We start from the raw sequence: 26,518 nt of genomic DNA on the forward strand, positions 1-26,518 counted from the left end.
GGAGCGGACATCATCGGTGCTGTCTCCTCGATCGTGTTCCGGCGCTGCTCAGGACGCTGTCATCGCACACATCGGGAACTCCCAGCGTGCGCACATGGAGCGAGCATACGGAGCGGTTCGGACATCCTCAACGGAGTTTTCCCATTGGTCATCCAGCGCTCACCGAATGGCCGCGACGCCCCCTGACGAAGGTTCACACGCCGGCCCTGCGGCGCGCAGAAGCGCAGCGTTCGCCGCGCGGATGCGCAGTGGCCGTCAGACGGCCGCTGACCCCTCGGCGTCCTCGAACTCCTCCACCTCGCGCTCCCAGGCGTCCTTCGCCAGGCGGTACCAGAGGTAGAACGCGAAGCCCGCGAAGATGACCCACTCGGCGGCATAGAAGACGTTGAGCCAGTTGACCGGGGACTGCTCCTCCGGCGCGGGCGAGGCGATGTCGTCGAGCCCTGCCGTGGCGGTCGTGGAGGCGAGATACGGACGGTAGACGTCGAGCTGCTCGGTGTCGTGCCAGCGGCTCAACAGAGCGGCCGGGGACATCCGGTCCATCTGCTCCGGATCGGAGCGCGGAGGCACCGACGGACCCTCATCCGAGATGACGCGACCGGCGACCTCGACCACGCCGCCGTCCGCCTCGGCTTCCAGACGCTCCACGGCGGCGTCGGCGGCCTCGCGATCCGGCGCCCAGCCGATGGCGACCGCCAGCGAGACGCGCTCGTCGACCCGGAGCTGTCCGGTGACCCAGTACCCCTCGGCGCCGTCGTTGAAGCGGCTGCCCACGACGAGGAAGTCCCCGGGGACCCAGACGCCCTCCGTCTCCACGCGCTGCCCGACGAGGGGCTCGGGGAGGTACTCCCCCGGCTGCACGACCTCGTCCAGCGGCCGGACCTGCTCGGTCGCCCCCGGCGCCGGTGGATCGGTCTCGATCGCCCGCTCCAGCTGCCATTGGCCGAGCCAGGCGAACACCCCGGCGACGATGAGGCACAGCAGCAGCATCGCGATCCAGCGTCCCCGCAGCATGACCTCACGAAGGGTCGGCGGGAAGGGAGCAGGTGCGGTCACGGTGATGCGGAGACCTCAGGCCTCGTACGGGGCCAGCACGACCTCCACCCGCTGGAACTCCTTGAGATCGGAGTACCCGGTGGTGGCCATCGACTTGCGCAGCGCGCCGATGAGGTTCGCGGTGCCGTCGGCGACCGGCGCCGGGCCGTAGAGGATCTCCTCCAGCGTGCCGATCCCGCCGACCTCGACGCGTCGTCCGCGCGGCAGCTTCGGGTGGTGCGCCTCGGGACCCCAGTGGAATCCCTGGCCGGGAGCGTCCGTCGCGCGAGCCAGGGCGACCCCGAGCATGACGGCGTCTGCGCCCATGGCGAGCGCCTTCACGATGTCGCCGGAGGTGCCGACGCCGCCATCGGCGATCACGTGGACATAGCGCCCGCCGGACTCGTCGAGGTAGTCACGGCGAGCCGCGGCCACATCGGACACCGCGGTGGCCATGGGCGCGTGGATGCCGAGGGTGGCCCGGGTGGTGGACGCCGCGCCGCCGCCGAAGCCCACGAGCACGCCGGCGGCACCGGTGCGCATGAGGTGCAGGGCCGCCGTGTAGGTCGCGGCTCCGCCCACGATCACCGGCACGTCGAGGTCGTAGATGAACTTCTTGAGGTTCAGCGGCTCCGCCACACTCGACACGTGCTCGGCGGAGACGGTCGTGCCCCGGATGACGAACAGGTCGACGCCGGCCGCGGCGACGGTGTCGTAGAACTCCTGCGTGCGCTGCGGGGTGAGGGAGCCGGCGACGGTGACGCCGGCTTCGCGGATCTCGGCGAGTCGGCGGGTGATGAGCTCGGGCTTGATGGGCTCCGAGTAGAGCTCCTGCATGCGCACGGTCGCGCGGTCCTCCGCGAGGCCGGCGATCTCGGCGAGAAGCGGCTCCGGGTCCTCGTACCGGGTCCAGAGACCCTCGAGGTCGAGCACCCCCAGGCCGCCGAGCTGCCCGAGCATGATCGCGGTGCGCGGGCTGACGACCGAGTCCATCGGCGCCCCGAGCACCGGGATCTCGAAGCCGAAGGCGTCGATCGTCCATGCGGTGGACACGTCCTCGGGGTTCCGCGTGCGCCGTGAGGGCACCACCGCGATGTCGTCGAACGTGTACGCGCGACGCGCGCGCTTTCCTCGGCCGAGCTCGATCTCCATGGTCACCCGTCCAGCCTACCCGGCGCCCGGCGGCCTCCGCGGCGGTCAGCGCGCACGCGCCACCCGCCGCTCGTCCCAGACCGGCTCGTCGGATTCGTAGACCTTGCCGTCCGTGCCGAACACGAGGAACCGGTCGAAGGAGCGAGCGAACCATCGGTCGTGGGTGACTGCGACCACGGTGCCCTCGAAGCGTCCGAGCGCCTCCTCCAGCGCCTCGGCCGACTCCAGATCGAGGTTGTCGGTGGGCTCGTCGAGGAGGAGGAGGGTCGCGCCGGACAGCTCGAGCAGGAGCACCTGGAACCGCGCCTGCTGTCCGCCGGAGAGCGACTCGAACGCCTGCTGGGCCTGGCGGACGAGGCCGTACCTGTCCAGGGCCGAGCTCGCCGCGTCCCGGGGCATGCCGTCGCGGAGGTCGTCCCCCCGATGCAGGATCTCCAGCAGCGTGCGGCCGACGAACTCCGGGTGCGCGTGGGTCTGCGCGAAGAGCCCCGGCACCACGCGGGCGCCCAGCACCGCGCGTCCGGTGTGCGCGACGGGGCGGAGCTCCTCCGCGACCGCGGTCACGTGGCCGAGGGACGGATCCGGGTCGGTGCCGCCGCGGGCCAGCAGCCGCAGGAAGTGCGATTTGCCTGAGCCGTTCGAGCCGAGCACGCCCACCCGGTCGCCGTACCAGACCTCGGCGTCGAAGGGACGCATGAGACCGGTCAGCTCGAGCCGGTCAGCCACGACGGCCCGCTTCCCGGTCCTGGCCCCGCGGAGGCGCATGTCGAACTCCTGCGCCGGGGGCCGCTCCTCGGGCGGGCCCGCCTCCTCGAACTTCCGCAGTCGCGTCTGCGCCGCCTGATACCGGGACGCGAAGCCGTCGTTCGCGGACGCCTTGACCTTGAGGTTCGCCACCAGGATGCGGAGCTTCTCATGCTGCTCGTCCCACCGCCGGCGCAGCTCGTCGAGCCGGTCCATCCGATCGGCGCGCGCCTGATGGTAGGTCGCGAAGCTCCCGCCGTGCACCCAGGCCGTCGACCCCGCCGCACCGGGTTCCAGCGTGATCAGCCGATCGGCGGCTCTGGCGAGGAGCTCGCGGTCGTGCGACACCAGCAGCACGGTCTTGTCCGTGGCGCGCAGCCGCTCCTCGAGCCACCGCTTGGTCGGCACGTCGAGGTAGTTGTCCGGCTCGTCGAGCAGGAGCACCTCATCGGGGCCGCGCAGCAGCGCCTCCAGGGCGAGCCGTTTCTGCTCTCCGCCGGAGAGGGAGGTGAGCTCGCGGTACCGTGCCCGCTCGAACGGCACGCCGAGCGCTGCCACGGTGCACTGATCCCACACGGTCTCGTGCTCGTAGCCGCCGGCGTCCGCGTACTCGGCGATGGCGGAGGCGTAGGCCATCTGGGTGTCGTGCTCGTCGCGGTCGATGAGCGCGTTCTCCGCGGCCTCCAGCGCCTCCGCCGCCGCACGGAGACGCGTGGGGGCCACCCGCACGAGCAGCTCGTGCACGGTCTGGCCCGGCTCGCCGTGCCCGACGAACTGGTCCATGACGCCGAGTCCGCCGTCGATGGTCACCACCCCGTCGTCGGCCGGCTGCTCGCCGCGGATGATCCGCAGCAGCGTCGTCTTCCCCGCCCCGTTCGGCCCGATCAGAGCGCTGGTCGAGCCCGCCCCGACCCGGAACGACACCTCGTCGAGAAGCGGTCTGCCGTCGGGAAGCGTCAGTGAGATCCCGGATGCGTCGATGTACCCCACAGGCGTTGCCGTCCTTCCGCCCGCGGACAGCGAGCCGACCAGGCTATCAGTCCGCGCGACTGAGGGTCTGCAGCACCTCGGTCTTGGGAGCCGCCGGGAGCACGAACCGGAACTCGGTGCCCACCCCCTCCTCGCTGGTCACGTCCATCGATCCGCCGTGGGCCAGCACGATCGCGCGCGTGATCGTGAGGCCCAGCCCCACCCCCGGGACGGCGTTGCGCGTGGCCGTCGACGCCCGGAAGAACCGGGTGAAGAGCATGCGCTGCTCGTCCTGCGGGATCCCGACCCCGGTGTCGGCGATGGCGACCTGCACCCCGCCGTCGAGGCGACGCACGGCGGCCGTCACTCGGCCCCCGCGCGGGGTGAACTTGATGGCGTTCGAGAGGAGGTTGTCCACCGCCTGCCCGAGGCGTCCGGGATCGACGAGCAGCGGGATCGGCTCGTCCCCGACCTGCAGGTCCAGCTCGATCCCCTCGCGTTGCGCATGCGGCCCCGCCGAGGCCACCGCCGAGCGCACGAGCTCCGCGACGTCGGCCTCGTCCCGCTCCAGGGGGAAGCGCCCCGATTCCACCTGCGCCGTGAAGAGCAGATCGCCGACGAGGTTCAGCAGGCGCTTCGCGTTGCGCTCGATGATGCCGACGAACTCCTGCTGGTCCTCGGTCAGGGGCTGACCGGGGTCGTTCTGCAACAGGTCGAGGAAGCCGATGATCGCACTCAGCGGCGTCCGGAGCTCATGGGAGATCATCCCCACGAACTCGTCCTTCATGCGCGCGACCTCGACGGCTCTGGTCTCGTCCGTGAGCACGAACAGGTAGCCCTGCTGCGCGCCGGACGGATCCTTGTGCGGGGTGACGGTCACCCGCGCCGGCACCGTCGTGCCGCCCGCGGTCCTCACCTCAATGTCGCCGTCGACGGTATGGCCGGCGTCCGCGTGGGCGAAGAGCTCGCGGAGCCCGTCCGGCACTCCTGCGCGGTCGGGCGCCCCGCCCTGCCCCGCCGGCACCCCCGAGACGTCTTCGCGCGACGCGGTGTCCTCGGCGAGCATCCTCAGCGCCGACGGCGAGAAGAAGCGGTCGACGCGCACGTCGTCGAGAGCCTCGTCGTGGGAGAGCCCGAGCAGGCGGACGGCCCCGGGGTTCCACGCCGTGACGCGCCCCTCGCGATCGGTGCCGATCACGGCCTGCGCGGTGATCGACGCCCACAGGCCCTCGAACGAGTCGAGCAGCACGCGGTACTCGTGCTCCTTCTGACGAAGCTGCACGATCATCGAGACGTTCTCGGACAGCGCCTTGGTCCGCTCCGTGACCAGTTCCTCCGCCTGCTGCACCCGCAGGCGCTGCTGCCGGGAGAGCTCGTTCACCACGGCCGCGACGGCCGCGAAGACGAGCGGACCGACGACGCCGCGGAGCCACACCACCGCGTTCGTCGGCGGTTCGACGACGTAGGGGATCAGCAGCGCGAACGACGTGAACGCGCCGACGACGAAGACCCAGCGGATCCCCGGCGCCGCCGCGATCCAGATCACCGGCAGGAGCACGAGCGATCCGAAGAGCGAGGCCGCGCCTCCCGTCCCTGCACGGAACAGGCCCAGTCCCAGGATGTCGACCATCGGCACCAGCAGCACGATCCAGCCCTCGCGGATGTGCAGCGCGCTGAGCACCCCGGCGTGGAGCGTCGCGACGAGCACGACCGCGAGGCCGGTCAGCGCGAGGACGACATCGGTGAACGGCAGGCTGGGGATGGCCCACGTCATCACGCCCGCGATCGCGGCGGCGACGAGCGTCGGGACCTGCTTGACGATCGGGCTCGGGTTGTCGACGACCCGGTACCAGCGGTTCTCGGCACGCTCCAGCGGCGTGGCCCTCATCGCGGCACCCGCTCCACGGCCCGATGCAGGTCCGCCCCCGTGATGGGCTTCGGCAGCGCGGCGTCAGAGGGTGGATACTCCGCGACGTCCAGCACCGAGCTGACGATGAGGAAGCACTCCGGGTAGCGTTCGTGGATCAGCCGGCAGCACGCCTGACCGGAGATGCCGGGGAGCAGCAGGTCCAGGACGGCGACCTGGGGGTCGATGTCCGGGAAGGCGGCGATGGCAGACTCCGCATCGGGCGCGACGAACACGTCGAAGCCCTCCCGATCGAGGTACCGCCCCAGGAGGGTCGCCTGATCCGGAGCGTCCTCGACGACCAGGGCGAGCGGCCGTCCGGTCATCGCAGGAGCAGCTCTCGGACGACGACGATCACGACCACGACGGCGAGGGAGATGAGCGCCTGCGGGATGAGGCGGCGCTCCTTCCGGGCGTCGGCCGTGATCTCCTCCACCTCGGCGTCGTGCGATGGTGCGTCGGTCATGAGTCGACCCGTCCGATCTTCTCGGTCTTGATCCAGGAGGCATCCGCGCGACGCCACTCCTTGAGGTACGAGTCGGCGGTGATCGCGCACAGCAGTGATCCGTAGCCGCAGACGTAGAGCAGCAGGCCCGCGAAGAAGCGTCCGGCCGGAAGCGGCTCGACCGCCCGCGCGAGCCAGATGCCGAGCATCGACACCGGCCCCCAGAGGGCGAACGCCAGCAGCCACAGCACAGGCGTCTGCTCCGTCGACTCCTGCCCGGCCGCGCCGATCAGGCCGTCCAGGGCCCAGGGGAACAGCGCCAGGGCCATGAGGATCAGCGCCCCGAGCCCCGGGAACATGATCGCCTCGCGCCAGGACTGCCGCCCGATGCGCGGATCGAGCTGGACGGAGTAGAGCATCGAGAAGATGTAGATGGCCGCCGCGGCGATCCACATGAACCGGAACACGAACTCCGCGACGTCGCTGTGCAGGAGCAGGAGGACGATCATCGCGGTGGCGGCGAGGAGCAGGAGCGCCGGCATCAGCAGGATCGTGAACCAGGCCAGCCCGAAGGGGATGCTGCCCAGGTTGTGGTCGCGACTCGGACGGAACCAGAGCTTCTTGTAGATCGAGGTGAGCTGCACGTTGCCGCGCGCCCAGCGCAGCCGCTGCTTCCAGAGACTGTCGATCGTCCGCGGCTCCTCGGCGAGCACCACGGCGTGCGGCTCGAACACCATCCGGCGGCCGTGGAGCTGACTCTCGAAGGTCGTCATGGTGTCCTCGGCGAGCGTGCCCGTCGGGATGCGACCGCCGATCGCCTCGAGGTTCGCGCGGGAATGCAGCTGGGCGCCCCCGGCGAGGCAGGCGATCGCTCCCCCGACGTTCTGCGTGCGCCGTGCCGAGAGCTGGCCGATGACGTACTCGATCGCGATGAACCGGGTGAGGTAGTTGCGGTCCCTGCTGCCCTCCGCGATGTAGGCCGTGACGGCCCCGACCTCTTCGTCCGCGAGGTGCCGGGTGAGCTTGCGCAGCGAGTCCCGCGCGAAGATCACGTCGGCGTCCATGATGAGCACCGCTTCGGTCCACGGGTCGGCGAGCACGACGTCGAGGCCGTGGTTCAGCGTGTGCGCCTTGCCCTCGCCACCCTTCTCGCGCCGCAGGTGCACGACCCGTCCCGGGTAGGTCGCCGCCTTCTGCTGCACGATCGCCGGGGTGTCGTCCGTGGATGCGTCGTCGACGACGAAGACGCGGAGGCGCTCGGCGGGGTACTCGAGCTGGAGCAGCCGCTCGATCGCGGGGCCGATGACCAGGCCCTCGTTCCACGCCGGGATGACCACGGCCACGTTCGGGTGGTACGGCGCGGCCTTGCCGTAGTGATTGCGGAAGGCGTGCAGCGGCAGCATGAGGAACTGCAACCCGGTGTTGACGACCGGGAGCGTGCCGATCAGCACGCAGAGGAGGAGGATGACGACGACGACCGTCTCGATCCAGGTCAGCTCGGGCATCAGCGTCCTTCCGTCCCGTCGAGCAGCGGGAGGATGCGGGAGTACCGGCCGACGTCTGCGGCCACGTGGCTGTCGGTGGACGCGACGATCCCGGCACCCGCGCGCTCCAGCGCGGTCAGCGCCTCCGCGCCGGGGCACACCCACTTCTCGTTGACCTCGACGAGGGTATCCGTCTCCGCGGCGGCGCGAGCCCAGGCCTCGAGGCGCTCGGCTCCGAGCTCCTCCTCCGCGAGACCGATCTTCGGCAGGATCGAGAAGCAGTGCGCGAGCTGGTTGCCCGGATGGCGTCGCATGGTCGCGATGACCGCGTCCGTGAACTGGTCGAGGACGTCGGCCGGCGCCCACCCCGCGGCGATGCGCTCGCGGACGGCGGTGGGACCGAGCGGCCCGTCCACGCCGGGGAACTGATGGTCGGCGATGAGGATCCGGTCGATGCCCTCAGGCAGCACCGGCATGTCGAGTTCCCCCGAGGCGTCGAGGATCTTCGCCTCGACGCCCGTGAGCACCGTGAGTCCGTCCGGAACGCGCAGCCGACGGACCGCGGCGAGGTACTCCGGCACCCAGGTCGTGCTCTGCCGTACGTGGTCGACGAGGCGGACCGTCTCGAGACCGACGGCCGCAGCGGCGGCGACGTTCTCCTCCAGCGTGGAGACCGCGTCATCGGAGAACGTGGAGTGGACGTGGTGGTCTCCGCGGAGGGCGGGATGGCTCACAGTTCCTCCTGGTGACCGGCGTGCGCCGACACGAGCACGTCGTCGACCTCGACGATCACGTCCTCCAGGAAGCGCACCGATGCGACCTCGCGGAAGGGCACCTGCACCGGGATCTCCCGGCCGAGGAAGAGGTCGGCGACGAGCGACGGGATGTCGACTCCGGCGGCGATCGTCAGCGGGAGTGCCCCGGGGAAGCGCGCGTTGACCTCGAGCAGCACGGCCCGCCCGTCCCGGTCGCGACGGAGCTGCACGTTGGCGACGCCCACGAGGCCGATCGCCCGCGCGATGGCGGCGGCGGTCTCCTCGAGCTCGGGGTCGCGGAGGGTGCGACCGGCGATGGCGACGCCCGAATCCACGCGCGCACGGGTGCGCGGGACCGCCGCGACCACACCGCCGGAGGCGTCGGCGATCACATCGACCGAGTACTCCTCGCCCGGGAGGAAGTCCTGCACGATCAGCCCCTCATCGGCGGGGAGGGCCGCGAGCGCCTCGGCGTCCGGGACGAGGCGCACACCGCGACTGCCCGCCCCCTGCCGGGGCTTGGCGAACACGGGGAACTCCCACGCGACCTCCGCGGCATCCGGCCCGGCGAGCACGGTGCGCGGCACACGACCGGTCGGCGCGCAGCGCTCCGCGAGAGCGAGCTTGTCGAGGGCGGTGTGCAGCGTGTCGGCGGGCGGCGCGGCGAGGACCGCGGGGGCCAGCTCGTCGCGGCGGTCCGCGAGGGCGATCAGCTCCACGTCGACGGTCGAGATCACGAGGTCGAGACCGTCCTCCGCGACCATCCGCGCGATCGCCGGCACGAAGTCCTCGTCACGCCCCGGGGGAACCAGACGGCGTTGCGCCGGTGGGACGAGGTAGATGCCGCTCGCCCATCCGTCCATGTCGGCCGCGAAGACCGTCAGATCGGGCCGTCGCAGCAGGGAGCGGATCACGGCGACGCCGGCGGGGCCTCCGGCTCCGGTGACCAGTACGCGCTTCGTCATCAGCTCTCCCGTCGACTCAGTTCATGGGCGCCGATGAACTCGGCGGTCTCGCGCACGACCTCCAGCGGCTCGACCGCCTCGCCGCCGCCGAACCGCGACCAGTAGCGTGCGGTGGCGGTGACGAACTCCGGCGCGAGATACTCCCGGTTCGCCGCGGTCTGGGACTGGAAGCACTCCAGCAGCCGCAGCTTGTCATCCAGGAAGCGGTCGATGCGGACGAAGCGCGTGGGCCGGTAGTCGATGGTCGCGGAAGGGCTCTGGTAGCAGGCGACCGTGCCGACGCGGCGGGTCGCGACGATCGTCGCCTCGTTCACCGCGCGGTGATCCTGGTGGCGGTCGTGGTGCGAGTGCGTGTAGACGATGGTCGGCTGGATCTCCTGCACGACCTCCTCGATGAGGCGGACGGTCGATCCTCCGCCCGAGATCTCGGTGTCGATGAGGTCTTTGACGAACAGGCGCGCCCCCACCTGCTCGGCCGCGGCGAGCGACTCATGCTGGCGACTGTCCGCGTCACCGCCGCGCGCTCCGCGGGAGAGCGTGAGGATCGTGATCTGATCGCCGGCGGCCGCGTGCGCCGCGAGGATGCCGCCGACGCCGATCTCGACGTCGTCCGGGTGCGCCCCGATCGCGAGGACGACCTCGCCGGTCTTCGCCTCCGCCTTCCGGCGCCGGGACTCCTCGACGAGCCGGGCGACCGACTCCACGAGTCGGGCGTTGTCGAGCGGCTTGGTGAGGAACTCGTCGGCCTGCGCCCGGAGCGCCGACACGGCGTACTCGACCGAGACGTGCGCGGTCATCACGACGACCGGCACGGTCGGCATGAGGCGCCGCAGTTCCGCGAGCAGCTCCAGGCCGCTGAGCCCCGGCATCTCGATGTCGGTCACGACGACGTCGGGTTTCACCGCCGCGGCCTTCTCGAGCGCCGATCGGCCGTCGTCCGCGAGATCGACGACGCAGCCTGCACGCCGTTCCAGGACGGTCTTGACGAGCAGGGCGACGTCGTGGTCGTCGTCGACGACGAGGATGCGAGGGGGGACCTCAGCCATGTACAGCTCTCCTTGGGGAGATTCCCTGCCGGGGGGATTCGGCGGTGCGAGCTCGGTGCCTTCATCACCGGGCCGCAGGGAAAGTCGAGCGGGGTACGTCGATTCTGGCACAGGGCTCCACCCCCGGCCCGCAGCGCGTCAGCCCGCGCGCGCCGCCCGCTTCTCCTCCTGATAGACCCGGATCGCCTCGTAGCGCTCCGCCGATCGCGCCCGCCTCTTCGCCGCCTGCTCCTCGCGGTTCTTGGGCGGTGCCGAGGTCACGAGATCGTCGAGCAGCCGCCGCGTGGCCACGGCGATCTCGGCCACCGCGCGATCGAACACCTCGCGGTTCGCGCGCGAGGGCGCCGTCGTCCCGGAGATCTTGCGGACGAACTGGAGCGCGGCCTCCTGGCACTCCTCATCCGTGGCTGCGGGCTCGAGGTTGTTCAGAGGCACGATGTTTCGGCACATACCGGCACCGTACGCGCGGCGCGCGGGGCCCGGAAGGGGGATGGCATGCCCGTCCCTCCATCGCTACGCTCTGGGCTACGACCGGAACCGAGGAGAGATCATGACCGACGCACCGTCGCCCGACGCCCCGCCGCCCTACAACCCGCCGCCGCCCGGCGGCGCGCCCTCGCCGTATCCCGCGGCCTCCGCTCCCCCGCCCGGCGCCCCCTACGGGCAGGACGTGCCGACCTCGCCGCCCGGGCGGGTGCTGTCGATCATCGGCCTCGTGCTGGCGTTCCTGCTGCCGCCGGTCGGCCTCATCCTCAGCATCATCGCCGCCGTGCAGCTCGGCAAGGCGAAGGCCCCCAAGGGCATCGCGATCGCCGGCATCATCGTCGGCGCCATCCTGACGATCTTCGCGATCATCGGGATCGTCCTGCTGGTGACCGTGCTGGCCGGTGTGATCGGAACGTGCGCCGAGCTCGGACCCGGGGTGTGGGACGTCGGCGGCGTCACCTACCGCTGCGGCTGACCGCACCGCGGACGACGAGGGGCCGGATGCAGCGCATCCGGCCCCTCCTGCGTCCCCCTTCCCGGGGGCCGCTGTCACTTCTTGTAGTTCGGCGCCTCGACGACGATCTGCACATCGTGCGGGTGCGACTCCTTGAGTCCCGCCGAGGTGATGCGCACGAACTTGCCGCGCTGCTTGAGCTCCTCGATGGTGCGCGCACCGACGTAGAACATCGACTGCCGCAGCCCGCCGACGAGCTGGTAGGCGACGGCGGAGAGCGGGCCGCGGTACGGGACCTGGCCCTCGATGCCCTCCGGGATCAGCTTGTCGTCACTGGGCACGTCGGCCTGGAAGTAGCGGTCCTTCGAGTACGAGGTCTGCTTGCCGCGCGTCTGCATGGCGCCGAGCGATCCCATCCCGCGGTACTGCTTGAACTGCTTGCCCGACTGGAAGACGATCTCGCCCGGCGACTCGTCCGTGCCGGCGAGCAGCGAGCCGAGCATCACGGCGTCGGCGCCGGCGACCAGGGCCTTCGCGATGTCGCCCGAGTACTGCAGGCCGCCGTCGGCGATCACCGGGACCCCGGCCGGACGCGCCGCGAGCGACGCCTCGTAGACGGCCGTCACCTGCGGTACGCCGACACCGGCGACCACGCGCGTCGTGCAGATCGAGCCGGGCCCCACGCCCACCTTGACCGCGTCGACACCGGCGTCCACCAGCGCCTGCGCGCCCTCGCGGGTGGCGACGTTGCCGCCGATGACGTCGATGTGCGCGAACGACTCGTCGGCCTTGAGGCGCTTGACGAGGTCGATCACGCCCTGGGACTGGCCGTTGGCGGTGTCGACGACGAGCACGTCGACGCCGGCGTCGCGGAGGGCCTCGGCGCGCTCCCAGGCGTCGCCGAAGAAGCCGATCGCCGCGCCCACCCGCAGGCGGCCCTGGTCGTCCTTGGTGGCGAGCGGGTACTTCTCGCTCTTGTCGAAGTCCTTGATGGTGATGAGGCCGGCGAGCTTGCCGTCCTCGTCGATGAGGGGCAGCTTCTCGACGCGGTGCTTCGCGAACAGCGCGATGACCTCGCCTGCCGCGACGCCCACCGGGGCGGTGACGAGGTTCTCCCTCGTCATGACGTCCTTCACGAACGTGCTCTGGCGCTCGAAGCCGGAGACGAAGCGCATGTCCCGGTTCGTGATGATGCCGACCAGACGACCCTCGTCGTCCACGACCGGGAGACCGGAGATCCGGTACTTGGCGCACAGCGCGTCGACCTCCTCCACGGTCGCGTCCTGCGTCGTGGTGATGGGGTCGGTGATCATGCCGGACTCGCTCCGCTTCACGCGGTCGACGTGCGCGGCCTGGTCGGCGATCGAGAGGTTGCGGTGCAGGATGCCGATGCCACCCTCCCGCGCCATGGCGATCGCCATGCGGGACTCGGTCACGGTGTCCATCGCGCTGGAGAGGAGCGGCGTCGCGACGGAGATCCGCCGCGTGATCCGGGACGACGTGTCGGCCTCGCTGGGGATGACGTCGGTGTGCCCGGGGAGCAGCAGCACGTCATCGTAGGTCAGTCCGACGAAGCCGAAGGGATCGTGCTGGTCCATGGAATCTCCTCCTGCGCGAGTGGCGCGGATCCGGGTGCGAATGGGGGGTCGACGTCGGCCGGTGCGCGGGCGCGACCCGTATGGAGATTCTAAGCGAGACACGCCCGAGAACATTCCCAGAGCCCTGTCGTTACCGGACCGTTGGCCCGGACGATAGGTGAATCGCCGATCGCCCATTACGCTCAAGTGCGTCGTCCATCCCCGCGGTTCGACCCGAGTCCGCGGAGACAGCACTCACAGTGGAGGTTGCGTGGGACCCACAGCACTCGCCGGACCGCGAAAGCGCCCTTGGGCCTTCGCCTTCTTCGGAATCCTGATGGCGCTCGCGGCATCGCTCCTCCTCCCTCCCTCAGCCGCATCCGCGGAGACGACGGACGACGGCCAGGAGGTCACCGACTTCTACTTCGCCGGCGTCGTCACCGACGGCGACGAGCCCGTCGAGGGCGTCGTGATGACGATCGAGGGCAACGGCTTCGACGCCGAGACCGAGACCGACGCCGAGGGCAAGTGGCGCCTGTACGTGCCGGAGAAGGAGACGTACACCCTGACAGTCGACGAGTCCACGCTTCCGGACGGCGTGATCGTCGACGCGACGCAGCTCCCCGAGGGGATCCAGCCCGTCTCGGGCACGACCGCCTCGTTCGAGCTGGAGTTCGGGCTCACCGGCACGAAGATCGTGAACTTCTTCCTGGGCGAGGGCGAGCGGGTGACCGTCTCCTTCCTCGACCAGCTCCTGTCGCGCATGGTGGGCGGTCTGAACTTCGGTCTGCTGCTGGGGCTCGCCTCGATGGGCGCCGCGCTGATCTACGGCACGACCCGGCTGTCGAACTTCGCGCACGGCGAGATGGTGAGCTGGGGCGCGGTGGTCACGCTCGTCGTCACCTCGTTTTGGCAGCTCCCGCTGTGGGCCGGCATCATCGCCGCGGTCATCGGCGGTGCGGCGCTCGGCTGGGCTCTGGACGCCGGCATCTGGAAGCCACTGCGGCGCCGGGGTCTGGGCGTCGTCCAGCTCATGATCGTCAGCATCGGCCTCTCGCTGGCCCTCCGCTACGGTCTGCAGTACATCATCGGCGGCAACACCTATCAGCTGCCCGGTTCCAGCCCGGAGCCCATCCGTCTCGGGCCGATCTCCCTGTCGTACATCGACCTGATCGGCATGGCGACCAGCATCATCGTGATCCTCGGCGTCGCGTTCTTCCTCACCCGCACCCGCACCGGCAAGGCGACGAGGGCGATCTCGGACAACCCGCAGCTCGCCGCCGCCTCCGGCATCGACGTGGACAAGGTCATCCGCATCGTCTGGATCCTCGCCGGCACCCTGGCCGCGATCTCCGGGATCCTCTGGGCGTACTTCCGACCCGGCGTGAAGTGGGACATGGGTATGCAGATGCTGCTGCTGATGTTCTGCGCCATCACGCTCGGCGGGCTCGGCTCGGCGATCGGCGCCCTGATCGGCTCGATCATCGTCGGCCTCGCGGTCGAGGTGTCCACGCTCCTCGGGGTGCCGACCGACCTCAAGTACGCCAGCGCCCTCGTCGCGCTGATCATCATCCTGCTCGTGCGACCGCAGGGCATCCTCGGACGCAAGGAAAGGTTGGGCTGACGCATGGACTTCGGAAGCATCTTCGGCAACACCGCCTCCTACCTGTTCAGCCCGACGACGATCGCCTACGCGCTCGCGGCCACCGGCCTCGCTGTGCACTTCGGCTACACGGGTCTGCTCAACTTCGGCATGGCGGCCTTCATGGCGATCGGCGGCTACGGCTACGCGATCTCGATCCTCACCTTCGGCTTCCCGTGGTGGCTGGGCGTGCTCGTCGGCATCACCGGCGGAGCGCTCTTCGCCCTGCTGCTGGGAATCCCGACGCTGCGTCTGCGCGCCGACTACCTCGCCATCGCGACCATCGCGGCCGCGGAGGTCGTGCGCCTGATGTTCGTCACGGAGCTGTTCAAGGACTGGACGAACTCCGCCGGCGGGCTCTCCGGCTACCACCAGAGCTTCCGCGATGCCAACCCGTTCCCTCCGGGGACGTACGGCTTCGGCCCGTGGACGTACAACGCGAACGACCTCTGGGTGCGTGTGTTCGGTCTGCTCACCCTCGCTCTGACGATCCTCGTGGTCTGGGCGCTCATGCGCAGCCCGTGGGGCCGCGTGCTCAAGGGCATCCGCGAGGACGAGGACGCCGTGCGGTCGCTCGGCAAGAACGTCTTCGCGTACAAGATGCAGGCGCTCGTGGTGGGTGGTGTGATCGGTGCGCTCGGCGGCATCGTCTTCGTCCTGCCCTCGGCGGTCATCCCCGGCAGCTACTCGACGTCGCTGACGTTCTTCCTGTGGACGATCCTGCTCCTCGGCGGTGCGGCTACGGTCTTCGGCCCGACGCTCGGCGCCGTGCTCTTCTGGGTGGTGTTCGCCTTCCTCGGCGCGCTCCTCCCCGCGATGGCCACGGCCGGCTACCTGCCCATGACGAGCGCACAGGCCGACGTGGTGCGCTACATCCTCATCGGCATCGTGCTGATGCTCATCGTCGTGTTCCGCCCGCAGGGCATCCTGGGGAACAAGAGGGAGATGACCTTTGTCAAGTGAGAACGACGCGGCCGTCACGCCCGCGAAGAGCGCTCCCCGCGCCAAGACCACCGGGCTCGCCGCGGGTCCCGCCGCCCCCGGAGTCAAGAAGGTCGACCCGATCCTCGTCGTGGACGCGGTGCAGCGGCGCTTCGGCGGACTGACCGCCGTCGACGTCGATCACCTCGAGATCCCGCGTGGCGCCATCACGGCACTCATCGGCCCCAACGGCGCCGGGAAGACCACACTGTTCAACCTCCTCTGCGGGTTCGACAAGCCCAACAGCGGTACCTGGTCGTACGACGGCAAGAGCCTCTCCGGCATCCCGTCCTTCAAGGTCGCCCGGATGGGCCAGGTGCGCACCTTCCAGCTCACCAAGTCGCTGTCGCTGCTGACCGTGCTGGAGAACATGAAGCTCGGCGCGAAGGACCAGCGCGGCGAGGGCTTCTGGGCCGGGCTCTTCCCCTTCCTCTGGCGCGCGCAGGAGCAGGAGATCGAGCAGCGGGCCCACGAGCTCCTCGTGCGCTTCAAGCTCGACGCCAAGGAGCAGGACTTCGCCGCCTCCCTCTCCGGCGGTCAGCGCAAGCTCCTGGAGATGGCACGGGCGCTCATGAGCGACCCGAACCTGGTGATGCTCGACGAGCCGATGGCCGGGGTGAACCCCGCCCTCACGCAGTCGCTCCTCGACCACATCCTCGATCTCAAGGACCTCGGGATGACGGTGCTCTTCGTGGAGCACGACATGCACATGGTGCGTCACATCGCCGACTGGGTCGTCGTGATGGCCGAGGGGCGCGTGGTGGCCGAGGGGCCTCCGGAGACCGTCATGGAGGACCCCGCGGTCGTGGACGCCTACCTGGGCGCCCATCAGGACGTGGACCTCGGCGCCGTCACCGGCCGCCTCCCGGTGATCTCGGACGCCGACGCGGAGCGCATCCGCGAGCAGATCGAGACGGAGGTCGAGGCCGAGGTCGAGGCCGAGGACGCCGCCGAGGAGGACAAGGCATGAGCACCGCGATCCCCGCCGAGGGCACCCCCGAGACCGGCGACGTCATCGTCGAGCTGAAGGACGTGCACGCCGGCTACCTGCCGGGAGTGAACATCCTCAACGGCGCGAACCTCGTCGCCCGCCAGGGCGAGCTCATCGGCATCATCGGCCCGAACGGCGCCGGGAAGTCGACGCTCCTCAAGGCGATCTTCGGCATGGTGAACGTCCGCGAGGGCGACATCACCGTCAAGGGCGAGAGCATCGTCGGCCTCAAGGCCGACAAGCTCGTACGCCGCGGTGTCGCCTTCGTGCCGCAGACGAACAACGTGTTCCCGTCGCTCACCATCCAGGAGAACCTGGAGATGGGGCTCTACCAGAACCCGAAGATCTTCGCGGAGCGGCTCGAGTTCGTCAGCAGCATCTTCGCGGAGATCGGCAAGCGCCTGAAGCAGCGTGCGGGCTCGCTCTCCGGCGGCGAGCGCCAGATGGTCGCCATGTCCCGCGCGCTCATGATGGACCCGTCCGTGCTGCTGCTGGACGAGCCGTCCGCCGGCCTCTCCCCCGTGCGGCAGGACGACGCCTTCATCCGCGTCTCCGACATCAACAAGGCGGGCGTGACGACGATCATGGTCGAGCAGAACGCCCGTCGGTGCCTGCAGATCTGCGACCGCGGCTACGTGCTGGACCAGGGGAAGGACGCCTACGAGGGCACCGGTCGGGAGCTGCTGAACGATCCGAAGGTCATCGGCCTCTACCTCGGCACCCTCGGGACCGACGCCGCCTGAGACCTCGCGCCGCACGAGGAAGGCCCCGGATGCCGAAGCACCCGGGGCCTTCATCGTGCGGTGTTTACTTGATGCGCGAGGTGACGTTCTCGGCGTCGAACTCGTAGACGCCGATCGCGGCACCCTTCGGGTCGTTGTTCTCGTCGAACGTGATCTCGCCGGAGAGGCCGTCGTAATCCGGCGTGCCGCCGTCGTTGATGATCGCGGCGCAGTCGGCGAAGTTGTCGCACTTCTCGCCGTCGCCGTCGCCGCCGGAGACGGTGATCATCTCCGCCGCGATGTCCGGGCCCTCGACCGAGCCGGCCTTCAGCGCCGCCAGAGCGATGAGGACCACGGCGTCGTACGCCTCGGCCGAGTAGGTCACGGCGTCGATCGGGTCGTTGCCCTCGGCCGTCCAGACCTCGTTCAGCTGGTCGAGGAAGTCCTGCGGCAGCTCGGCGCCGGCGCGGGTGCCCTTCGAGCCCTCGAGGCTGACCGGGATGTCGGCGCCCCAGTCCTTGAGGTTGCCGTCGACGAGGTACAGCGAGCCCGTGTCGACCCCGGCGTTGCCCAGCAGCGGCGCGATGGTGGCGAACTGGTCGTAGGAGACGACAGCGACGGCGTCCGGGTTCGCCGCGGCGATCTCCGACACCTGCGCGTTGAACTGACCGTCACCCTGGTTGTACGACGCATCGGCGACGACCTCGCCGCCGGTGCTCTCGAACGTGGCCTTGATCGCCTCGAACAGGCCCGTGCCGTACGGGTCGTTCTGGTAGATGATGCCCAGCGTCTTGTGGCCGTCCTCGGCGATCTCGTTGCCGAGGACCTCGCCCTGGAGGTTGTCGCTCGGTGCGGTGCGGAAGTACAGCGGGTTGATGCCCGTGAAGTCCGGCGAGGTGTTGGACGGGGACACCGTGAGGATGTCCGCACCCGCGTTGCCGTCGAGGATGAGCTTGGTGACGCTGGAGGACGCCGCGCCGATCATGGCGGTGATGTCGCCGTTGCGCAGGTTGGTGATGGAGGTCTCGTAGGCCTTGTTGTCGAGGTCGCCCTCGTCGCCCGTGCTGAGGTCGATCGTGATGCCGGCGTCGGCCTCGTTGATCTGGTTGACGGCGAGCTGGACGCCGGCCTCCATCGGCGCGCCCAGGAAGGCGAGCGTACCGGTGGCGGGCAGCAGCGAACCGAGCTTGAGCGTCAGGTCGGCGGCGGGCTTGTCGCCGCCCCCGTCCGACGGCTCCGCATCGGGCGTGCTGCTGCAGCCCGCGATGATGAGGGCGGAGGCGCTGACCAGCGCGATCCCGGCGAAGATCCTCGCGCTGCGCGAGCCCTTCAGTGCGTTCATGATGCTCCCTTGCGTAAACGAACGTGGATGATGACCACAGTCGGGTGCTCTAACACTAGGGCGTGCGCCCCGCGCGCAGGAGGGGCAAGTATCTCGGTGCGTTAACGATCCAGGGCCGCCGTTTCGGTGCGCGGGCAGGACCGATCAGAGCGCCGCGGCGCGGGTGGCACGACGGCCGCGACGCGCGGCGAGGAGCAGATCGACGACGAAGACCGCGATCGCGACCCACACCAGGAGGAACCCGATCCAGCGCTCCGGCGGCATCGGCTCGTGCAGCACGACGACCCCGATCACGAACTGCAGGACCGGGGTGAGGAACTGCAGCATCCCGATGATCGTGAGGTCGACGCGACGCGTGCCGGCCGCGAACAGCAGCAGGGGGACAGCCGTGGCCACCCCCGCGAAGGCGAGCAGCACGGCGTGCGGCCAGCCCGCGGTCCCCATCGTCAGGCCGACGGGCGTCGTCGCCACGATCACGAGCTGCACCACCGCGATGGGGATCAGCCAGAACGACTCGAGCGTCAACCCGCTGACCGCGTCGACGGCAGGGCCGATCTTCTTCTTGATGAGCCCGTACAGACCGAAGGAAGCGGTGAGGGTCAGGGCGATCCAAGGGACGTGGCCGTACGCCACGATGATGACGACGACCGCGACGGCCGCGATCCCGACCGCCGCCCACTGCAGACGGCGGAGGCGCTCCTTGAGGACGAAGACGCCGAGCAGCACGGTGGTGATCGGGTTGATGAAGTAGCCGAGCGCCGTCTCCACCACGTTCTCGCTCAACGTGCCGAGGACGAAGACCTGCCAGTTGACGTAGATGAGCAGGCCGGCGAGGGCCGTCCACCCGAGCAGTCGCGGACTCCGGACGATCGCGAGGAAGGCGGGCCATCCCCTCGTGACGGTGAGCAGCAGAAGACAGAAGACGAAGGAGAGCAGCACCCGCCAGGCGACCACCTCCCACGGCCCGGTGGGCTGCAGCAGGAGGAAGTAGAGCGGCAGCACGCCCCACAGGAGGTATGCGCTCCCGGCGTAGGCGACGCCCGCCGTCCGGGTGGCGCGGGTCGTCTCGGGGGTCACCGCACAACCCTATGCCCGCGAGGACGAGGGCCGCGCCGCTCCGGATGCGGAAGAGGGCCCGGATGCCGAAGCATCCGGGCCCTCTTCGGACCGGGTTCCCGTCCGCCGTGCAGAGGGAACCGGGTGTGCGATCAGCGGACGACGACCGCCAGGACGTCGCGAGCCGACAGGACGAGGAACTCGTCCGCGCCGAACTTCACCTCGGTGCCGCCGTACTTGCTGTAGAGCACGCGGTCGCCGACGGCGACGTCGAGCGGAACGCGGTTGCCGTTGTCGTCGATGCGGCCGGGGCCGACCGCCACGACCTCGCCCTCCTGGGGCTTCTCCTTGGCGGTGTCGGGGATGACCAGGCCACTCGCGGTGGTCTGCTCGGCCTCGACCTGCTTGATGACGATGCGGTCCTCGAGCGGCTTGATGGAAACCGACACGGTCTACCTCTTCTTTCTTGACGCTGACACGAAAGACTCGTTCGCACTCTCAACCCGAGAGTGCTAATGCCAGTGTAGGCGGTCGGCTGGCACTCATGCAATGCGAGTGCCAACCCGCGTCACACGTCACGCGGGTCCTAGGCTGGGAGGGTGGAGATGTCCGAGCTGCGCGCCCTGCTGACCCCCGCCGGCCTCGAGCTGCTCGACGCGCTCGGGCCGGTCACCTCCACCGCCGAGGCGGCCGCAGCCGTCTCCCGGCTGCGGGCTGCGGGACACTCCCCCGACCTCGTCTCCGCCGTCGTCGGGCAGGCGCACCTGCGCGCCAGGGCCACGGCGAAGTTCGGCCCCTTCGCCGCCCGCATGCTCTTCACCCGCGCGGGCCTCGAGCAGGCCACCCGCCTCGGCGTGGCCGCCCGCCACGCCCAGCGGATCCGCCGAGCCGGCCTCACGAGCGTCGCGGACCTCGGCTGCGGGATCGGCGGCGACGCCCTCGCGTTCGCCGGCGCGGGACTGGCGGTCCATGCGGTGGACGCCGACGAGGTGACCGCGGCCCTCGCCGCCTACAACCTCGCCCCGTTCGGCGACGACGCCACGGTCCGGCACGCCACGGCGGAGGACGCGCTCGGAGAGCCGGTCCCCGGCCAGGCGATCTGGATGGATCCCGCCCGCCGCACCTCCGGACACAGCGAGACCCGGCGCGTCTCCGCCGACGACTACTCGCCGTCCCTCGACTGGGCGTTCGCCGTCGCCGCGCAGCGCCCCACGGGGATCAAGCTCGGCCCCGCCCACGACCGCGACGCCCTGCCCGCGGACGCGGAGACGCAGTGGGTCAGCGCCGACGCGAGCGTCGTCGAGCTCGTGGTGTGGTCCAGGGAGCTGGCCAGGGAAGGGGTCCGGCGCTCGGCCCTGGTGATCCGCGGCGAGCGCTCGCACGAGCTCACCGGCCCTGCCGATGCCGAGGACGCTCCGGTCCGACCGCTCGGGGCCTTCCTCCACGAGCCGGACGGCGCCGTCATCCGGGCGCGCCTCATCGGCGACGTCGCCCGCAGCCTCGATGCGGGGATGCTCGACCCGCGCATCGCCTACCTCACCTCCGATGCCGCGCTGACGAGCCCGTTCGTGCAGTCCTTCCGCGTCCGGGAGACGCTGCCGATCACGCCGAAGACGATCAACGCGGCCCTGAAGACGCACGGCATCGGCCGCATCGAGATCAAGAAGCGCGGGGTCGACGTCGACCCCGCGGCCTTCCGGCGCAAGCTGACCCTGCGCGGCGACGCCGAGGCGACCCTGATCCTCGCCCGCTTCGGCGATCAGCGACGCGCGATCCTCGCCGACCGGGTGCCCGTCGCGGACTGAGAGCGATCAGTCGTCCGGGTCGCGGCCAGGGATGTCGACGCGGATCGGATCCCCCGGCGGCCCGGTGGTCACGAGATACGACTCGCCCGTCGCCTCGTCGACCACGGCCGGGCCCGAGGTCACCGTGAGGTAGGGCATCTGCCAGCGGGTGAAGGCCACCTCGACCACGGACGCCGACAGCAGCTCTCCCGTCTCCTGATCCACGTCGAGGAGCTGCACGCGCAGCCCGGACTGGAGCGCCTCGTCGAGGGTGGCGCACTGCCGCGAACCGTCGGCGTCGACGATCAGGCAGCGCTGGGCGGGGCCGGTCGTCGTACGGCGGTCGCCCAGCCACACCGGCTGCTCGCGGAACGAGCCGAGGAGGGTGAGGTTGAGGTCATAGCCGTCGCGGATGAGTTCCTTCACCCTCGGGCGCTGCTCCTCCCCGAACTGGGCGAAGAGCGTGGAGCTTCCGCCCCACCGCTGGATGCTCACCATCGGCTCGTCCGCGGTGGAGAACAGCATCACCGCCGTCACGCTGTCGGTGGAGAACGAGTCCTCGTCGTCACCGGCATCGGAGGCCGCCACGGGGAGGGCGGCGTACAGGCCCGGTCCCAGCTCCTCCTCCGCTGCCAGACAGGTGGATTGGGAGTCCTCACCCACGTCGAGGATCAGGCACCGGGTGGCCCCGTCATCCTGCGTGGCGAACCAGGCGAGCGCGCCCTCCGCCTCCGCCACCGGGCGCACGGAGCCGGGGTCGTAGTCCTCCCCGGCGAGTTCGATCCGTCGCTGCTCCTGCGTCTCGGTCAAGGGGAACGCCTCCGACCGCGGGGCGAACAGCGCCCATCCCGCCCCGACGCCGATCGCCAGGAGGGTCGCTGCCGCCACGAGCACCGGCACGACTCCGCGCGCCCGCATCGGCGCGCCCGTCTCGACGGGTGCGGGTGGTGCTCCGGCCGCGGCGAGCGGCGATGCGTCGGAAGCCGGCGGCGGATCGGACTCCCGACCCTCGTCTTCCGCCACCGGGAGCGCCTCGGAGGCTGCCGTCGGCCGTTCCTCCGCCGGAAGCTCCTGCCGTCGATGCTCCTCCTGGAGCTCGCGCAGGCGCCGGGCACCGGCGGCGTCGAGTCCGCCGTCCCGACCATAGGCCGCGCGCTCCAGTGCTCGGCGCTCCTCCGCCGCAGCGGAGCCCTGGCGGTCAGTCTCCTCCCGCACCGACGTCGCTCCCCTCTCGGATGATCACGAACGACCCGAAACCGGAGGTCGGCAGCTCGTAGGTCGTCATTCCGCCGGTCTCCGCGTCGGTCACCTGCAACCGCAGCCGACCGTCGTGCTCCTGCAGCGTCTCCGTCGTCTCACAGGCCCGCGGCGCGTCGGCCGTCGCCCCGTCGTAGATGAGGCACTGCCGACCCGTCTCCCCTTCGGAGGCCGTCCAGATCGGGACGTCGCGGTCGTACCCGGCGACCCAGATCGAGTTCGGGTCGAAGCCGTCATCGGCCAGGCGCTCGGCGGTCCGTGTCTCCGCCTCGTTCGCGTAGGTGGGGCCGCCCTCGCCGGAGCCGTACTCCGAGACGTCGACGCTCACCGCCGGTTCACCGTCGGGCGTGAGGAGCAGATGGGCCATGACCTGGCGCGTGTACTCGTCGTCGCGCTGGGTCGTCACCTCGCCCCAGAGGCCGTCCTCCTGCACCGCTTCCCGCTGGTTGCAGCTCGGCGTCGTGCTCTCCCCTGCGCCGAGGACCAGGCAGATGCTCGCACCCCCGTTCTGCGTCGCCACCCAGATGACCGCGTCGTCCTCCGTCGCGAGCGCGCGCACCGAGCCCGGGTCGAATCGTCCGGACGCGACGAGATCGGACTGCCATCCCTGCTGCTCGGCGCTGAGGGAGACCGCTGTGCCGCCGCTCCGGCCGAACGCCAGCCATCCCACGCCGACCCCGAGGAGGAGCACGACGACCGCGCCGAGCGCGCGCATGCCGAGGGAACGGCGCCGCCGCCTCTCAGCCGGAACGTCGCTCTGAGCGGTGACGATGTCCGCGGACTCCTCGTCCGGCTCCACGGGCGCGTCGTCTCCGGCCGACGGCTCGTCGTCGTCCTCTGCAGCGGCGAAGGAGCCGAGGGACGGCGGAGGTCCCGGCGACGGGCGTCGCCGGGCGGCGTCGAGCTGTCGCAGGCGCGCGGCCTCCGCGTCCGTGAGGCCTCCGCCTGGGCCGAAAGCCTTGCGCTGCAGGGCCCTGCGCTCCTCGACGTCGTCGTCGTCCGTCATGGCCAGCCCGCCTAGCCGAGTCTCTCGAACTGCATCCCCGCCCAGACCAGCCATCCCAGGCTGTACACGGTCGCGCACAGGCCGAGCACGAGGGCCCAGCGCGCGATCGCCCGGTTCTCCACGGGGCGCCGGAGGGACATGATGGCGGCGATCACCGCGACGATCGCGACCGGGATCCCCCACCCGACGAAGAACGACGCGCCGAGGGCGACGATCGCCGCCAGCAGCGCCCACGGGGCCAGGCGGGTGTCGTCGACGACGGCCGGCTCGACCGCCGGCTCCCAGCCCTCGTCCTCTCCGTGGTCGAGGTCGGGCCCGCTCACCACGACCGGCTCGATGCCGACCGGACCGGTCGGCAGCTTCGTGTAGCCCTCGCGCGGCGCTCCGGGAAGGCGCGCCGTCCCTGCCGGGCGTTCGACCTGCCCGCTCGCGCGCTCGACCCGCGCACGGGGCGTGGCCCCGTCCGACTCCGGCTCCTGCGCGAGCCCGGTCACGCCGGCACCGCCTCCGCGACCTGGATCTCGGTGACCGGCAGGGTCGAGTCGGCGCCGAAGCCGAGGGTCGATGCGGGGCGCCCGGACGCGATGAGCTCAGCGGCCAGCGCCGCGATCATGGCGCCGTTGTCCGTGCAGAGCGACAGCGGAGGGATGCGCACGGTGACGCCGGCCTCGGCGGCCCTGGCGAGGGCGACGTCGCGGAGCCGACGGTTCGCGATCACACCGCCGCCCAGGAGCAGCCTCGGCACTCCGAGGTCGGCGCACGCGTTGAGCGCCTTGGTGACGAGGACGTCGACGACGGCCTCCCGGAAACTGGCGGCGACGTCGGCGATCGGGAGGTCCCGGGCGTCGGCACCCGCCTCGGCGTTCTCGGCCTCGAAACGCTCGATCCAGCGGGCGACCGCGGTCTTCAGCCCGGAGAACGAGAAGTCGTAGCGATGCTTCGCGAGGTCGGAGGCGCGCGACAGCCCGCGCGGGAAGCGGATGGCGTCCGGGTTTCCGCCCACCGCGGCCCTGTCGATCTCGGGGCCGCCGGGGTAGGGCAGGGACAGCAGTCGGGCGACCTTGTCGAAAGCCTCGCCCGCGGCGTCGTCCACGGTCTCGCCGAGCAGCTCCACGTCGGTCGTGAGGTCGCGCACGTGGAGCAGGGAGGTGTGGCCGCCGGAGACCAGCAGCGCGATCGTCGGATACTCCAGGGGCGCCGAGTCCGGCGTCAGGATGTCGGCCGCGATGTGACCGACGAGGTGATTGACCGCATACAGCGGCTTGTCCAGGGCGACCGCGAGTCCCTTCGCCGCCCCCACACCGACCATGAGCGCTCCCGCGAGGCCCGGACCGCTGGTCACGGCCACCGCATCGAGGTCGGCGAGACGGACGCCGGCCTCGGCGAGCGCGGCGTCGATGGTCGGCTGGAGGGCCTCGAGATGCGCGCGGGCGGCGACCTCCGGCACGACGCCGCCGTACCGGGCGTGCTCGTCCATGCTGGAGGCGATCGTGTTGGACAGCAGCGTACGACCGCGCACGATGCCGATGCCGGTCTCGTCGCAGCTCGTCTCGATGCCGAGCACCAGGGGCTCACTCATGCGGTCGCCTCCTCCGGCGTGTCGGCGGGCGCCGGGTGGCGGCGCAGATCCAGACGCATCACGATCGCGTCCACGTCATCCGGCTGATAGTAGCGGGGGCGCCTGCCGATCTCCTCGAAGCCCTCCGCGCGATACAGTCCTTCGGCCGGAGGGTTGTCGGTGCGCACCTCGAGGAACACCTCATGCGCCCCACGGTCGGCGGCCGCTTGCAGCAGCGCACGCAGCAGCGCGCGCCCGCGGCCCTGACCCCGGACCTCGGCGAGGAGGGCGATGGTCTGGATGTCGGCGTCCGCACCGCCCTGCAGCGCCCGGATGCCGCCGTATCCGACGATCGCCCCGCCCCGCTCGTCGACGAGGTAGCGACCGTGCGGGCTCGCCAGCTCGCTCGCCATGGTCTCCCGGCTCCACGCATCGGTCGGGAACGAGCGCTGCTCGATGGCCATGATCGCGTCGAGATCGTCCGGCCGCGCATCCCGCAGCGTCATGCGCCCACCTTCTTCGGGGCGCCGGGCAGGGACACATCCGGGTGCCGCAGGTAGAGGGGTTCGTCGCCCGCGAGGACCCGGCCGGCGGCGAGTGCGCGCGCTCCCACCCTGGCGAGGTCGGCTGCGGACAGCGTCGTCACGTCGACCCGGCGGAGACCGGCGAGATGATCGTCGGCGTCGGCGGCCCGCACGAGCACCGTGTCGGCGATCGTGTGCGGGATCCCGTCCTCATCCTGTCCGTCGAACACGGTGACGGCGACCTCGCGGCGGCGGGCGTCGGTGACGACGGCGAACGGCCCGGTCACCGTGGACTGGATCGTCAGCGCGGCCGCCGTGTGGCTCGGCACCGGCACCAGCGGGACGCCGCGCCCGAGGGCGAACGCCCGCGCGGTCGCGATGCCGATGCGCAGTCCGGTGAACGGACCGGGGCCCATGCCGGCGACGACGTGAGTGATGCCGTCGGCTCCCCCCTCCCGGAGTACGTCGTGGACGAGGTCGCCGATCACCTCGGCGTGGCCCAGCGGATCGGCGGTACGGGCCTCGGCACGAGACGTCCCGTCCGGGTCGATGAGGGCGACGGCGGTGCCAAGGGACGTGTCGACGGCGAGGATCACGTCTCCAGGGTAGTCGTCACCCCGCCCGTCACGCCCGGCGC

Annotated in this window: 27 protein-coding genes; 6 read left to right on the forward strand and 21 right to left on the reverse strand. The window is 70.8% G+C overall.

Annotated features, from left to right (window positions below):
* Positions 1-255: 255 nt before the first annotated feature.
* From AB0P08_RS01495 to AB0P08_RS01545, 11 genes are all read right to left on the reverse strand, one after another.
* Positions 256-1,014 (reverse strand): SURF1 family protein, encoded by a 759-nt coding sequence (locus tag AB0P08_RS01495; RefSeq protein ID WP_363588593.1) that lies wholly within the window; start codon positions 1,012-1,014, stop codon positions 256-258.
* Positions 1,015-1,071: 57 nt separating this feature from the next.
* Entirely contained in the window at positions 1,072-2,187 is a 1,116-nt protein-coding gene (locus AB0P08_RS01500) for a GuaB3 family IMP dehydrogenase-related protein (protein WP_025103746.1), read from the reverse strand.
* A 45-nt stretch (positions 2,188-2,232) separates the two neighbouring features.
* A complete protein-coding gene (locus AB0P08_RS01505; protein WP_363587708.1) occupies positions 2,233-3,921 on the reverse strand; it encodes an ABC-F family ATP-binding cassette domain-containing protein in 1,689 nt (562 codons plus the stop codon).
* 46 nt (positions 3,922-3,967) lie between these two features.
* On the reverse strand, positions 3,968-5,788 hold the full coding sequence (locus AB0P08_RS01510) for a sensor histidine kinase (protein ID WP_363587710.1): 1,821 nt from the start codon (positions 5,786-5,788) through the stop codon (positions 3,968-3,970).
* The gene (locus AB0P08_RS01515; RefSeq protein ID WP_363587712.1) at positions 5,785-6,132 is read right to left on the reverse strand and encodes a response regulator; all 348 of its coding nucleotides are present in this window, start codon (positions 6,130-6,132) and stop codon (positions 5,785-5,787) included. The genes AB0P08_RS01510 and AB0P08_RS01515 overlap by 4 nt, the downstream gene beginning before the upstream one ends.
* The gene (locus AB0P08_RS01520) at positions 6,129-6,272 is read right to left on the reverse strand and encodes a hypothetical protein (RefSeq protein WP_187663434.1); all 144 of its coding nucleotides are present in this window, start codon (positions 6,270-6,272) and stop codon (positions 6,129-6,131) included. The genes AB0P08_RS01515 and AB0P08_RS01520 overlap by 4 nt, the downstream gene beginning before the upstream one ends.
* Positions 6,269-7,756, reverse strand: a complete 1,488-nt coding sequence (locus AB0P08_RS01525) for a glycosyltransferase family 2 protein (protein ID WP_363587714.1) — start codon at positions 7,754-7,756, stop codon at positions 6,269-6,271. Before AB0P08_RS01525 ends, AB0P08_RS01520 begins: the two co-directional genes overlap by 4 nt.
* Entirely contained in the window at positions 7,756-8,469 is a 714-nt protein-coding gene (locus AB0P08_RS01530) for a PHP domain-containing protein (protein ID WP_363445556.1), read from the reverse strand. Before AB0P08_RS01530 ends, AB0P08_RS01525 begins: the two co-directional genes overlap by 1 nt.
* Complete coding sequence (locus AB0P08_RS01535; protein WP_363587716.1) at positions 8,466-9,455, reverse strand: ATP-grasp domain-containing protein; 990 nt, start codon at positions 9,453-9,455, stop codon at positions 8,466-8,468. The genes AB0P08_RS01530 and AB0P08_RS01535 overlap by 4 nt, the downstream gene beginning before the upstream one ends.
* Positions 9,455-10,501 carry a response regulator gene (locus AB0P08_RS01540; protein ID WP_259954244.1) on the reverse strand — a complete coding sequence of 349 codons (1,047 nt, stop codon included), beginning with the start codon at positions 10,499-10,501 and terminating at the stop codon, positions 9,455-9,457. The genes AB0P08_RS01535 and AB0P08_RS01540 overlap by 1 nt, the downstream gene beginning before the upstream one ends.
* A 138-nt stretch (positions 10,502-10,639) precedes the next feature.
* On the reverse strand, positions 10,640-10,951 hold the full coding sequence (locus tag AB0P08_RS01545; protein ID WP_259954242.1) for a DUF2277 domain-containing protein: 312 nt from the start codon (positions 10,949-10,951) through the stop codon (positions 10,640-10,642).
* A gap of 100 nt (positions 10,952-11,051) precedes the next feature.
* Between AB0P08_RS01545 and AB0P08_RS01550 the strand changes: the two genes are divergently transcribed.
* Positions 11,052-11,462, forward strand: coding sequence for a hypothetical protein (locus AB0P08_RS01550; RefSeq protein WP_363587718.1), 411 nt, complete (start codon positions 11,052-11,054; stop codon positions 11,460-11,462).
* A gap of 74 nt (positions 11,463-11,536) precedes the next feature.
* Here AB0P08_RS01550 and guaB read toward each other — a convergent pair whose 3' ends face one another.
* Positions 11,537-13,039 carry an IMP dehydrogenase gene (guaB, locus tag AB0P08_RS01555; protein WP_025103734.1) on the reverse strand — a complete coding sequence of 501 codons (1,503 nt, stop codon included), beginning with the start codon at positions 13,037-13,039 and terminating at the stop codon, positions 11,537-11,539.
* 316 nt (positions 13,040-13,355) lie between these two features.
* Between guaB and AB0P08_RS01560 the strand changes: the two genes are divergently transcribed.
* The 4 genes from AB0P08_RS01560 to AB0P08_RS01575 are packed head-to-tail and all read left to right on the forward strand — an operon-like array spanning position 13,356 to position 17,375.
* The gene (locus AB0P08_RS01560; protein WP_187663427.1) at positions 13,356-14,642 is read left to right on the forward strand and encodes a branched-chain amino acid ABC transporter permease; all 1,287 of its coding nucleotides are present in this window, start codon (positions 13,356-13,358) and stop codon (positions 14,640-14,642) included.
* Positions 14,643-14,645: 3 nt separating this feature from the next.
* Entirely contained in the window at positions 14,646-15,623 is a 978-nt protein-coding gene (locus AB0P08_RS01565) for a branched-chain amino acid ABC transporter permease (protein WP_025103732.1), read from the forward strand.
* Complete coding sequence (locus AB0P08_RS01570; protein ID WP_187663426.1) at positions 15,613-16,611, forward strand: ABC transporter ATP-binding protein; 999 nt, start codon at positions 15,613-15,615, stop codon at positions 16,609-16,611. Before AB0P08_RS01565 ends, AB0P08_RS01570 begins: the two co-directional genes overlap by 11 nt.
* Complete coding sequence (locus tag AB0P08_RS01575; RefSeq protein WP_187663425.1) at positions 16,608-17,375, forward strand: ABC transporter ATP-binding protein; 768 nt, start codon at positions 16,608-16,610, stop codon at positions 17,373-17,375. The genes AB0P08_RS01570 and AB0P08_RS01575 overlap by 4 nt, the downstream gene beginning before the upstream one ends.
* Before the next feature lie 64 nt (positions 17,376-17,439).
* Here AB0P08_RS01575 and AB0P08_RS01580 read toward each other — a convergent pair whose 3' ends face one another.
* The 3 genes from AB0P08_RS01580 to groES form a co-directional block, all read right to left on the reverse strand.
* Complete coding sequence (locus tag AB0P08_RS01580; RefSeq protein ID WP_187663424.1) at positions 17,440-18,696, reverse strand: ABC transporter substrate-binding protein; 1,257 nt, start codon at positions 18,694-18,696, stop codon at positions 17,440-17,442.
* Between the two features lie 144 nt (positions 18,697-18,840).
* Positions 18,841-19,773, reverse strand: a complete 933-nt coding sequence (rarD, locus tag AB0P08_RS01585; protein ID WP_315637390.1) for an EamA family transporter RarD — start codon at positions 19,771-19,773, stop codon at positions 18,841-18,843.
* Between the two features lie 131 nt (positions 19,774-19,904).
* Entirely contained in the window at positions 19,905-20,201 is a 297-nt protein-coding gene (groES, locus tag AB0P08_RS01590; RefSeq protein WP_017203655.1) for a co-chaperone GroES, read from the reverse strand.
* 150 nt (positions 20,202-20,351) lie between these two features.
* Between groES and AB0P08_RS01595 the strand changes: the two genes are divergently transcribed.
* Entirely contained in the window at positions 20,352-21,557 is a 1,206-nt protein-coding gene (locus tag AB0P08_RS01595) for a THUMP-like domain-containing protein (RefSeq protein WP_363587721.1), read from the forward strand.
* Between the two features lie 6 nt (positions 21,558-21,563).
* On the opposite strand, the gene AB0P08_RS01600 is transcribed toward AB0P08_RS01595, so the two are convergent.
* The 6 genes from AB0P08_RS01600 to tsaB are packed head-to-tail and all read right to left on the reverse strand — an operon-like array spanning position 21,564 to position 26,477.
* Positions 21,564-22,751: a hypothetical protein gene (locus tag AB0P08_RS01600; protein ID WP_363587723.1), complete on the reverse strand. Its 1,188-nt coding sequence runs from the start codon at positions 22,749-22,751 to the stop codon at positions 21,564-21,566.
* A complete protein-coding gene (locus tag AB0P08_RS01605) occupies positions 22,735-23,799 on the reverse strand; it encodes a hypothetical protein (RefSeq protein WP_363587725.1) in 1,065 nt (354 codons plus the stop codon). The genes AB0P08_RS01600 and AB0P08_RS01605 overlap by 17 nt, the downstream gene beginning before the upstream one ends.
* Before the next feature lie 11 nt (positions 23,800-23,810).
* Positions 23,811-24,293 (reverse strand): hypothetical protein, encoded by a 483-nt coding sequence (locus AB0P08_RS01610; RefSeq protein ID WP_187663419.1) that lies wholly within the window; start codon positions 24,291-24,293, stop codon positions 23,811-23,813.
* Entirely contained in the window at positions 24,290-25,378 is a 1,089-nt protein-coding gene (gene tsaD / locus AB0P08_RS01615; RefSeq protein WP_187663418.1) for a tRNA (adenosine(37)-N6)-threonylcarbamoyltransferase complex transferase subunit TsaD, read from the reverse strand. Before tsaD ends, AB0P08_RS01610 begins: the two co-directional genes overlap by 4 nt.
* Entirely contained in the window at positions 25,375-25,863 is a 489-nt protein-coding gene (gene rimI / locus AB0P08_RS01620) for a ribosomal protein S18-alanine N-acetyltransferase (protein ID WP_363587727.1), read from the reverse strand. Before rimI ends, tsaD begins: the two co-directional genes overlap by 4 nt.
* Positions 25,860-26,477, reverse strand: a complete 618-nt coding sequence (gene tsaB / locus AB0P08_RS01625) for a tRNA (adenosine(37)-N6)-threonylcarbamoyltransferase complex dimerization subunit type 1 TsaB (protein WP_363587729.1) — start codon at positions 26,475-26,477, stop codon at positions 25,860-25,862. Before tsaB ends, rimI begins: the two co-directional genes overlap by 4 nt.
* Positions 26,478-26,518: the final 41 nt, after the last annotated feature.

The organism is Microbacterium meiriae (assembly GCF_040686935.1).
Classification (GTDB): domain Bacteria; phylum Actinomycetota; class Actinomycetes; order Actinomycetales; family Microbacteriaceae; genus Microbacterium; species Microbacterium meiriae.